Genomic DNA, 9,500 nt, shown 5'->3' with positions numbered 1-9,500 from the left:
AGGGAAAACGACGCTTTTCCCTTTCCGTGGAGCGAAAAGTCCCGGATTGGACTTTTTGCGACTCTATCAAATTTGAAAGAGGGCGCCAGGGAGTGCAGTGCAAAGAGCAAGGATCCGGACCGAAAAAACGGCTCCTCCGATGCCCCGACCGGAGGCCGATCAAAATCAATCGCGGATTTCGGGTGACAACAATAAGGAGACAAAACGGGATTCTTCTGTTACAAATTTGGAATTAGGATTCCCGGGCACTTGTTCCAATACCATCTATCCCGGGAGTCGGCCCGCCATTTTCGCCGTGGCATGCCTGAATAGCTGGTGAGAGTAAAATTTATCTGCGGAATGCAGACGGGGAGAGAAGGCCTTGATATGGCCGATGAGAAAAATGTCGTTCTGATCGTTGACGACAACGAATTTTTCCTCAGCCAGCAGATCTCCTGCCTGGGCAGGGAGCGGTTCGACATCCACACGGCCTCGTCCGGCAAGCAGGCCATTGACAAGGCACGCTCGGTAAACCCGGACCTCATTCTCCTCGACCAGATCATGGAAGACATGATGGGGCTGGATGTCTGCAGGATACTCAAAGCGGACCCTGCCACGGCTCACATTCCCGTTATCATCGTCAGCTCGGGGGAGCGGGAGGCGTCGAGGCTTCAGCTGGCGGCCGCAGGTTTTGACGGCATCATCTTCAAACCGATCCGCAGGAACCAGGCCCTCGCTCTAGTGGAAGCGTTCCTTGGAATAGCTGTCCGATCCTGGGCCAGAACCTCTGTTTCCCTGCCCTGCACCGCCATATGGGAAGGCACGGGCAAGGAAGGGACGATCCACTCACTAGGTGGCGGGGGAGCTTTCATCAGCGGCAACATTACCCCTGTGAAAGGTGACATGTGCCAGATCCGGTTCTCGCTGCCCGACTCCGGTGCAGGCGAAAGAGAGGTTGAGGTGCGGGATGCTCTGGTCGTCTGGCTCGGGGAACTGGACGACACCAGTCACCAGGGAATCGGAATCAAATTTCTCACCATCAAACAGGACGACCAGGAGGCCATCGACCGGTACGTGGCCAGTCTCCTCAATTCCGCTGAAACCTGAGCCGCCCGCATCCTTCGATCACACCCGCGGCGAGACTTACGGCCAGCAGAGCGAGCAGGACAGGAGACAGGAACAGTGAAGGGCGGAAACAGGGTTCAATCCCTTCGTCATTCCGGGCGAAGCGAATTATCACGTCGCAGTCACGCAAGTGGCGTGACGAAGACGGAAGCGCATACCCGGGATCCAGCCCTCTTCACGGTTCCTCCAAAAGCGGTGAATTGAACCGCGGAGAACGCGGTTCCTGTAAAAGCGGTAAAAGCGATTTCACCACAGAGTCACAGAGGACATGGAGGAGAGCGAAGGATATGATCTTTCTTCGCGCTTTGCCTGCCCTGAGTCACGCCGACTTGTCACGGCGTAGTTCGAAGAACGAAGACGGATGGCGTGATCGAAGGGCGCTTCGCGCTAAAGTCAACAATAGCCACTCTCCTTACTCTCCCTTACCCCCATACTCCCATACTGCGCTTTTCTCTCCGCACTCTTTCACCGACTTTCCCGCATTTCTCCAATTCACCTTACCAAGTACTGGACCTCCCTTTCTCCATCCGTTAGGATGTTTCCTTTCTTTCCAACCTGGGAGCCTGTCGGAGAACCTCACACAGACTCCCATCTGCCGGGAGGTCCAACGTGAGTGACGAAAAAGAACGCCTCGAACGCATCCGGGTCCCTGAACTCGACCGGATCCTCGGGCAGCCCTTCCCCGTCCTTGACGACGGTTTTGTCCGTCTCGTCGACTACATGGGAAACGACGACTCCATCGTCCAGGCTGCCCGGGTCTCCTACGGGAAGGGCACGAAGACGGTGAGCGGCGATCGGGGCCTCCTCCGGTACCTCATGCGGCACCGCCACACCACCCCTTTCGAGATGTGCGAGGTCAAGCTCCACGTTCGTGTCCCCATGGACCTGTGGCGCCAATGGATCAGGCACCGGACCGCCAACGTCAACGAGTACTCCACCCGCTACTCCCTGGCCATCGACAGGGCCAGGACTACCGCACCGGACGAGTGGAGGCTTCAGGGGGAAATGAACCGCCAGGGCAGCGAAGGCGGACTGGATCCCGAACTGGGCGGGAAGCTCACCAGGCGTGAGGCCGAGGCCCTCAGCTACCTGAGGGAGATTTACCAGGAGAGGATCGACCTGGGAGTGGCCAGGGAACAGGCGAGAAAGGAGCTTCCCCTGTCCACCTACACGGAAGCCTACTGGAAGATCGACCTGCACAACCTCCTGCATTTTCTGGCGCTGCGTATGGACGACAAGGCCCAGCTCGAGATCCGCCAGTACGCCCACACCATCGGCGAGAAGATCGTCAGGATATGGGTACCCCTCGCCTGGGAGGCGTTCATGGACTACAGGTACGGGGCTGTCAGCCTCTCCGGCGACGAGATCGGGATCCTGGCCCTGATTAACAGCGGGCGAAGGGATGAAGCGGACAAACAGCTTCTCGCGGCCGGGTTCACCGTGAAGGACGGGGACAGCGTCAAGCCTACCCTGGAGGGCAGGGAGTTCGCCGGCAAGCTTGTGAGGATGGGGCTAAAGATCCCTTGGGGGGATCTTTAGGGGATTTTTTACCACCCGTTCGTCACAATAAGGATGTGACTCACTGGAGACATCACGCCTCCGGCGTGACAGGCTCCGGACACTGAGGAGATCGAAAGGAGCTTGTCGAGGGATGCCTCCGTGTTGAAAAACGCCGCCTTTAGAGGAAACGAGATCGCTTCGCCCGGGTATCAGCTCGCGAAGACAAGCATTACCCCAGTTCCTGGCCTTCCTCCGTGTCCCTCCCGCCTTCGCGATCAGCTTCGGCGTGGCAAGCCGTGACCTCCGTGGTTAATCAGCTTTGGGGATCTGGAGTGGCAACACCTAGGTACGCATTAACCGGAAGAATCGAAATTTGAGATACCGATCCTGCCTGCCCACAGTAGTTTTAGCGAAGGTGAAAATTGGTCGAAGGATGAGATTTGAGATCAGCTTCTATTGCCCCCCCGTCATTTTGTCGATCTCGGCCATGAGCAGCCGGGCCTGGTCGGCATTGGGGCCCTGCGGGTAGATGCTCAAAAGCCCTTCAAGGGCCTGCCGGGCGCCTATTGCGTCCTGCAGGTCATAAAAGAGTACGACGCCCAGGTTCATTCGGCTCTGGGGGTGCGTCGGATCGGCCTCGGCAGCCATCCGGAACCTCTTGACGGCTTCCTCGGGCTGGCCGTTCCTCCGATACATGACCCCCAGGTCAGTGAGGACGTTGGGGTTGCCGGGCTTGAGCGCAAGGGATTTTTCGTAGGCCTCGATGGACTCGGGGTACATGTGGCTGTCGAAATAGGTGTTGCCCAGTTGGACAAGGAGGCCGACGTCGTTGGGGTTGGTCTCGAGGCGGCGCTTGAGCTCGCTGATCTTCAGAGTGTAGTTGGTCCCGGGAGCCTGAGGAGGCAGCTGGGCAGGCGCCGGTCCGGAGACCGTGGAGACGGCCGGCTTCCTGCCGAAGAGTTTGGGTCCCAGGATGCCGGTCATGAGCCCGACGAAAAGGGCGGCCACTACGAGGACGACGATTTTGTTGTCTTTCATTGATCAACCTCCGGGAAACAAGTTTTGTGTTTTGGGTTTAAGGTTTTGAGTAACATCTTTCTTGAGAGCTCTCTTAGCCCTTAGCACCTGGCCCTTAGCACCTAGCTCTCAGCAGGTTGCTCCAGATACCTGCTGATCTGGTCCTTCAGCTGCCCGAAGGTGTGGTACCCCATCAGCTTCCTGACCAGCCTGCCCTCGCGGTCGATGATGAAAAGGGTTGGTATGGACGATACTCCCCCGAAGGACCTGGTCACCTTGTCATCTCCCATGAGGACCTTGTAAGGGATCATCTTTTCGTGGACGAAAGTGCCCAGGACCCCGAGCCCTTCCCGGTCCATGGCCACGCCGAGGACCACCAGCCCTTTTTCAGAAAACTCACGGTGGAGTTTCGAAAGCACCGGGATCATCTCCTCGCAGGGAGGACACCATGTGGCCCAGAAATCCACGATGATCACCTTGCCGCTGTGATCGGACAGGCGGACCATGGAGCCGTCCACCGACGGAAGGAGGAAGTCGGGCGCCCCGCCCGACAGGCTCTGGCCGTTGTTTTCCCCGGAGGTGCAGCCGGCAGCAAGGCCGACAGTAAGGACGGTGACGAGAAGAAGTGCGGACAGCCCTTTTCTACCCATCAACCCTGTTCCTTTCAGCAGCCCTTTCTTCGAGCCTGGCGACACGCCGCTGAAGATCGCTCCTCAGGGCAGCAAGGCGCACGAGGTAAAGACCGACACCGGCCCAGATGATGGCGAACGCCGAGAACAGGTACGTCAGGTCTTTCATCTTGCCTCAACCTCCAGAGTATCCTCGGCCCGGGACACGCTCTCCTCCAGGCGCTGGATCTCGAAACGCTCCCGGATCAACGCCATCGCGAGGAGCCCGAATGCGGCCACGCACACCAGGAGGGGCGGGATCATGGCCGGGTCCAGGCCGCCTCCGCCCTGCAGGACCCTCGGGTGGATCCCTCGCCACCACCGCACCGAGAAATATACAACGGGGACATCCACGTAGGCGAGGATAGCGAACACCGCACCGGCCATGGCACCCCGGTAGCCGGGCATCATGTGCCGGAGCACGAGGTAACCCACGTAGAGAAACCACAGGAACAAAGTGGTCGTCAAGCGCGGATCCCATACCCACCACTGCCCCCACACAGGCCTTGCCCACATGGGGCCGGTGAGCAGGACGAAAGAACAGAAAAGAACACCGACCTCGCCGGCGGCGAAAGCCACCGAATCGAAGACCATCCTGCGCGAAAGGATGAAAGCCACCGACGCGGCCAGCACAAGGGTGAAACCGGCGAAAGCCGCCGCCGCGCTGCCCAGGTGGAAATAGAAGATGCGCTGGACGTGGCCCATTGCCTTTTCCGTTGGGGCGATGAGAAGCGCACCGGCCAGAGCGAAAATGATGGCCACCGCGGCGATAACAGGTAAGGCTATGTCAGTAAATTTCTTCATCTCAGATCTCACATCTCAGAGAAACCATTTTAAATATCCAGAATCAATACGCAACACATTGCTGACAAGATCTCATCCGTCCCTTTGAGATTTGAGGTATGAGGTCTGAGATTCACTCTTCCACCACCAGCGGGAACAACAACGACCCCAGCACCAGGAAGATCACATCGAAGGCCGCAAGACGCCCCATCCAGAGAGCGGCCCCGCCGAAGGGCGCGCCTTCCACGGCAAGGGAGATGATCCGGACCCCTCCCACCAGGACCGGCAGGCAGAGGGGCAACAGGAGGAGGGGGAGGATGATCTCCCTGCCCCGCACGTGGATGGTGACCGCCGATAGGATGACCCCCAGGGCCACAAATCCGATATCCCCGAGGAGTATCCCCATCCACGCGGTTACTGCCCCCCTGACGGGGCTGTAACCGTAAAGAACGCCGAACAGCGGCCACAGGGCCGCCTGAAAGAGGACCATGAAAGCCAGGGTTGAAAAACATTTCCCAAGGTAGACCTGGACACGGTCACAAGGCGCCAGCAGGAGAGCCGTGAAGCAGCTGTTCTCCCGCTCCCGGTCGAAGTTCCTTCCCAGGCCGAGGATGCCGGCGAAGAGGCAGGCGATCCAGAAGATTCCGGGCGCCATCTCCCTCGGCGCCCGGGACCCCGGCACCGCCGTGAAAGAGAAAAGGGTCAGGATCAGGAAGGAGAAGACCGCCAGGGTAACCACGACCTCTCCTCCACGGAACTCCAGGGCGAGGTCCTTGCGGAAGATAGCCAGGGCGACCCTCACGACCCCTCCTGACCGAGCAGGCCCGTGTACAGCCCCCTGACGTCTTCGGGAGCCGCTCCCAGGTGAACGATCCGGCCCCGGTCCATGACAGCGACATCCTCCCCCATGATGCTCACCGCATCCATGTCGTGGGTGGCAACGACAATGGTTCTCCTGCCGTCCCTGAGATGGGCCAGGTCGTCGGCAAAGGACCGGGAAGAGTGGTAGTCCAGGCCCGAGAACGGTTCGTCGAGGAGGATAAGCTCGGGGTCGTGGACCAGGGCCCTCGCGATGGAAAGGCGCTGCTGCATGCCCCGGGAAAAGCCTCCCACCCGATCGTCCCCGCGCCTGGTCAGCCCCACGAAATCGAGGAGCTCCTCGGCCCGTGCCAAAGGAGTTTTGACCCCGTAAAGCTGACCTGTGAACCGGAGGTTCTCCAGGGCAGTCAATCCAGGGTAGAGGAGGGAGGCGTGTGCCAGGTAGCCGGTCCTGGTCCGTGCCGCAGTGCCGGACCGGATCTCGCCGCCCTCCAGGACAACGGAACCCTCCGTGGGCCTGATCCGACCGGCGAGAATGCCCAGCAGGGTACTCTTTCCTGCCCCGTTCGGGCCGAGAAGGACCAGGGACCCCCCCCTGGCCACGGATAGGTCCACTCCCCGCAGGGCGTGGATGGGGCCGTACCGTTTACTGAGCTGTCGACCTCTCAGGAAGGCTCCCATCATCCACCTCGCGGCTCAGGGCACATCGTCAGATGCGCTCTTTTCCCGCTCCCCCATGATCTCGTGATCTGCCCGGCTCAACCGTCCGGAAGCAAGATCGAGATCGACCTCTTCTTCGTTCCAGTCCCCGTGGGCCTCCAATGGGGCCGATCCGGCAACGCCGTCGGGCTTGCCGTCGTTAGAGAGGAAAGGGTAAGCAAGGGCCACCGCTGACAGGACCAGGAAAAAGGATGTCCAGATATTCATGGCGCGACGCCCCCCCTTGCTTCCGACGGCTCAGCTTTTTTCCTTCTCCGCGGCCAGACGGCGACGGCCACGCCAAAAGCGGCAACATATCCACCGTACCACAACCACGGCACAAAGGGGTTGACCAGGACCCTGAAACTGGCTCGCCCGTCCCGGTTGTACCCGGTGAGGGCCACGTACAGGTCCTCCTTCCAGTCGCTGAGGATCGACACCTCGCTGGTGGGCTGGTCTTCACGGTTCTGGTAGAAACATCTTTCGGGGACCAGCTGTCCAACGGCGTTCCCGTCCTTGTAAGCGATGAGCTGGGTGGTCACCGAGAGCCTGTCCTGGAAGGGCACCCACTGCATTTTCCTGTACTTGATGGAGTAGCTGCCCACGGCCAGGGATTCGCCGGGTTTCAGTGTGCCTGAGACCTCCTCGGTGAGGGGCGCTCCGGAAAGGCCCATGAACACCAGGACCATGCCAAGGTGGACGATGTACCCGCCGTAACGGCGACGGTTGCCCCACACCACTTTCGCGGCGGCAATGGGGAAATTGGGACCGTAGGTGTCCTTTCGGGCAGCAGCGCCGCGGTAAAGCTCCACGAGAACGGACCCGGCGATGAGACCGGAAAAGGACATGACCAGGATCGTACCCGGGTTCCGGATGCCGATGGCAAGAGACCCGATCATGCCCAGGATCGCCATGACCAGCGGAAGGACCAGGTCCCTGCCGACGCTGCGGCCCGCGGACCTTTTCCAGGCCAGGAGGGGGCCGATCCCCATGAGCGCCATGAGGACGAGGGCAATGGGAACGTTGACGCGGTTGTAAAAACCGGCCCCGACGGCGATCTGGGTGCCGGTGACCAACTCCGAGATCACGGGGAAGATGGTTCCCCAGAAGACCGAGAACGCCATGGCGGACAGGATGATGTCGCCGAGGAGAAAGGCTGCCTCCCTGGATGTCACAGAGTGGAGCCGGTGTTCGGGGGACAGCAGCCTGCGTCGCCACACCATGAGGGCCAGCCCCAGGAGCAGCGTCACGATCATGAAGACCAGGAAAAAGGTGCCCAGGCTGCTCTTTCCGAAGGCGTGGACGGAGGAGATGACCCCGCTTCGCGTGATAAAGGTCCCGAAGAGGATGAGGAAATAGGTGATGATGATGAGCCCAACGTTCCAGGCCTTGAACATGCCCCTTCGCTCCTGGATCATGATGGAGTGCATGAAGGCTGTGGCGGTGAGCCACGGCATGAGAGAGGCGTTTTCCACCGGGTCCCAGGCCCAGTATCCGCCCCAGCCCAGCTCCACGTAGGCCCACTCGGCCCCGAGCAGGATCCCTATCCCGAGAAAGAACCAGGAGACCACCGTCCAAAGGCGGGTCCGAGCGAGCCACTGGGCATCGGACCGGCCGGCCAGAAGGGAAGCAAGGGCGAATGCGTAGGGAATGGTAAGCCCCACGTAACCGATAAACAGGGTCGGCGGGTGAATGACCATTCCGGGGTTCTGGAGAAGGGGGTTAAGGCCGTACCCGTCGGCGGGGGTCGGACCGGGAAATGGGGCAAAAGGGTCGGTCACGAAGTTTAAAAGCAGGAGGAAAAAGGAGGCGTTGAGCATCAGGATGAAGGTGGCCCAGGGAAGCATATCGGGGAGCCTGTTGCGATTGCGGTGGAGCGCCAGGGCAGCGAAAGCGGTAAGCAGCCAGGCCCACAGGAGCAGGGAGCCCTCCTGCCCGGCCCAGAAAGCGGTGACGGCGTAGGTGTCGGACAGGGCCCTGCTGGAATATTCGAAAACGTACAGGATGGAAAAATCCCGCGCGAGGAAAGCCCTGAGGAGGGCGGCCGACGAGATGGTCACCAGCACGAAGCTCAGGTAGACCGACAGCAGGGAGCTTTTGACCAGGTTCCGCCGCCCGTTAAGGGCCCCGGCGAGGGCGGCTCCCGTCCCGTAAAGGCTGACGAGGAGGGCAACGAAAAGAGCCGCCGCGCCCATGGCGTTCACAGATCCTCGCCTCTCTCCTGGCCGGGCTTGGTGGCCTCGTACTTGGAAGGGCACTTGGCCAGCATGGTCGCCGCCTCGAAGACCGGCTTCCCGCGGAAGATCCCTTCGACGATGACCTCGGCCCCGTTCTCGAAGGTGTCGGGTACCTGGCCGGAGTAGCTCACCGGTTGCTCGCGCTCACCGTCGGTCATGACGAAAGCGATGCCCCCTTCCAGCATGGAACCGGAGATGGAACCATCCTTGACCCACCCGGCGAGCCGCACCTCCTCGCCCACCCGCGGCGGCGTGAGGGACATCTCTTCCAGGGTGAAGTAGTAGACCATGGAACTGCTCATCCCGGAGACAAACAGGTAGCCGACGGCCCCCGCAAGGGCCAGTCCGAGCACGATGAATTTGATCGCTTTTGATTTTCCGGTCATTGTCCTGGTCCACACATACGCCAAACAGTCATATAGAGCAAGGTTTGTGCCACTTATATTCTGCGTGTTTCTCTATGTTTACAGTAGCTTACACATGGTAAACGGACCACGATAGTGCAGAAATTGCACCCGGGTGAGGGATATGCACACAGAATGTGAAGTTCTATGAGCTAAGAAGATCTCTCAGTTCTTAGCAACCTGGTTCTTAGCACTAGCCCGCATTATTCATGATGCAAATGAGATGTCAGCTAACTGTGTGGCAATTAAAGATAAATGGGAATGGCACT

11 protein-coding genes are annotated in these 9,500 nt (G+C 60.0%); 2 read left to right on the top strand and 9 right to left on the bottom strand.

The features are described from left to right. Nucleotides 1–366 precede the first annotated feature (366 nt). Nucleotides 367–1,086, top strand: a complete 720-nt coding sequence (locus P1S46_09795) for a response regulator (GenBank protein MDF1536772.1) — start codon at nt 367–369, stop codon at nt 1,084–1,086. Between the two features lie 627 nt (nt 1,087–1,713). Further along, the gene (gene thyX, locus P1S46_09790; protein ID MDF1536771.1) at nt 1,714–2,643 is read left to right on the top strand and encodes an FAD-dependent thymidylate synthase; all 930 of its coding nucleotides are present in this window, start codon (nt 1,714–1,716) and stop codon (nt 2,641–2,643) included. Between the two features lie 414 nt (nt 2,644–3,057). On the opposite strand, the gene P1S46_09785 is transcribed toward thyX, so the two are convergent. The 9 genes from P1S46_09785 to P1S46_09745 form a co-directional block, all read right to left on the bottom strand. Then, nucleotides 3,058–3,642, bottom strand: coding sequence for a tetratricopeptide repeat protein (locus P1S46_09785; GenBank protein ID MDF1536770.1), 585 nt, complete (start codon nt 3,640–3,642; stop codon nt 3,058–3,060). Nucleotides 3,643–3,743: 101 nt separating this feature from the next. Continuing rightward, entirely contained in the window at nt 3,744–4,271 is a 528-nt protein-coding gene (locus P1S46_09780; GenBank protein ID MDF1536769.1) for a TlpA disulfide reductase family protein, read from the bottom strand. Further along, on the bottom strand, nt 4,264–4,419 hold the full coding sequence (locus P1S46_09775) for a CcmD family protein (protein ID MDF1536768.1): 156 nt from the start codon (nt 4,417–4,419) through the stop codon (nt 4,264–4,266). Before P1S46_09775 ends, P1S46_09780 begins: the two co-directional genes overlap by 8 nt. Then, nucleotides 4,416–5,093 carry a cytochrome c biogenesis protein CcsA gene (ccsA, locus tag P1S46_09770; GenBank protein MDF1536767.1) on the bottom strand — a complete coding sequence of 226 codons (678 nt, stop codon included), beginning with the start codon at nt 5,091–5,093 and terminating at the stop codon, nt 4,416–4,418. Before ccsA ends, P1S46_09775 begins: the two co-directional genes overlap by 4 nt. A 112-nt stretch (nt 5,094–5,205) precedes the next feature. Beyond that, nucleotides 5,206–5,874, bottom strand: coding sequence for a heme exporter protein CcmB (locus tag P1S46_09765; GenBank protein MDF1536766.1), 669 nt, complete (start codon nt 5,872–5,874; stop codon nt 5,206–5,208). Further along, nucleotides 5,871–6,575, bottom strand: a complete 705-nt coding sequence (locus tag P1S46_09760; GenBank protein ID MDF1536765.1) for an ABC transporter ATP-binding protein — start codon at nt 6,573–6,575, stop codon at nt 5,871–5,873. Before P1S46_09760 ends, P1S46_09765 begins: the two co-directional genes overlap by 4 nt. Nucleotides 6,576–6,587: 12 nt before the next feature. Next, nucleotides 6,588–6,818 carry a hypothetical protein gene (locus tag P1S46_09755; protein ID MDF1536764.1) on the bottom strand — a complete coding sequence of 77 codons (231 nt, stop codon included), beginning with the start codon at nt 6,816–6,818 and terminating at the stop codon, nt 6,588–6,590. After that, nucleotides 6,815–8,785, bottom strand: a complete 1,971-nt coding sequence (locus P1S46_09750) for a heme lyase CcmF/NrfE family subunit (GenBank protein ID MDF1536763.1) — start codon at nt 8,783–8,785, stop codon at nt 6,815–6,817. The genes P1S46_09755 and P1S46_09750 overlap by 4 nt, the downstream gene beginning before the upstream one ends. Nucleotides 8,786–8,790: 5 nt before the next feature. Next, nucleotides 8,791–9,213, bottom strand: a complete 423-nt coding sequence (locus P1S46_09745; protein ID MDF1536762.1) for a cytochrome c maturation protein CcmE — start codon at nt 9,211–9,213, stop codon at nt 8,791–8,793. Nucleotides 9,214–9,500 lie beyond the last annotated feature (287 nt).

The sequence above is a fragment of the bacterium genome (genome assembly GCA_029210545.1).
In the GTDB taxonomy this organism is placed as follows: Bacteria; BMS3Abin14; BMS3Abin14; order BMS3Abin14; family BMS3Abin14; genus JARGFV01.
Note: the sequence above shows the minus strand (reverse complement) of the source record. Positions and strands in the feature narration are given on the sequence as shown.

Bases quoted from the DNA above. Each gene is read 5' to 3' on its own strand.
- P1S46_09795 (MDF1536772.1), top strand. From the start codon at position 367: ATGGCCGATGAGAAAAATGTCGTTCTGATCGTTGACGACAACGAATTT.
- P1S46_09785 (MDF1536770.1), bottom strand. From the start codon at position 3,642: ATGAAAGACAACAAAATCGTCGTCCTCGTAGTGGCCGCCCTTTTCGTC.
- P1S46_09780 (MDF1536769.1), bottom strand. From the start codon at position 4,271: ATGGGTAGAAAAGGGCTGTCCGCACTTCTTCTCGTCACCGTCCTTACT.
- P1S46_09775 (MDF1536768.1), bottom strand. From the start codon at position 4,419: ATGAAAGACCTGACGTACCTGTTCTCGGCGTTCGCCATCATCTGGGCC.
- ccsA (MDF1536767.1), bottom strand. From the start codon at position 5,093: ATGAAGAAATTTACTGACATAGCCTTACCTGTTATCGCCGCGGTGGCC.
- P1S46_09760 (MDF1536765.1), bottom strand. From the start codon at position 6,575: ATGATGGGAGCCTTCCTGAGAGGTCGACAGCTCAGTAAACGGTACGGC.
- P1S46_09755 (MDF1536764.1), bottom strand. From the start codon at position 6,818: ATGAATATCTGGACATCCTTTTTCCTGGTCCTGTCAGCGGTGGCCCTT.
- P1S46_09750 (MDF1536763.1), bottom strand. From the start codon at position 8,785: ATGGGCGCGGCGGCTCTTTTCGTTGCCCTCCTCGTCAGCCTTTACGGG.
- P1S46_09745 (MDF1536762.1), bottom strand. From the start codon at position 9,213: ATGACCGGAAAATCAAAAGCGATCAAATTCATCGTGCTCGGACTGGCC.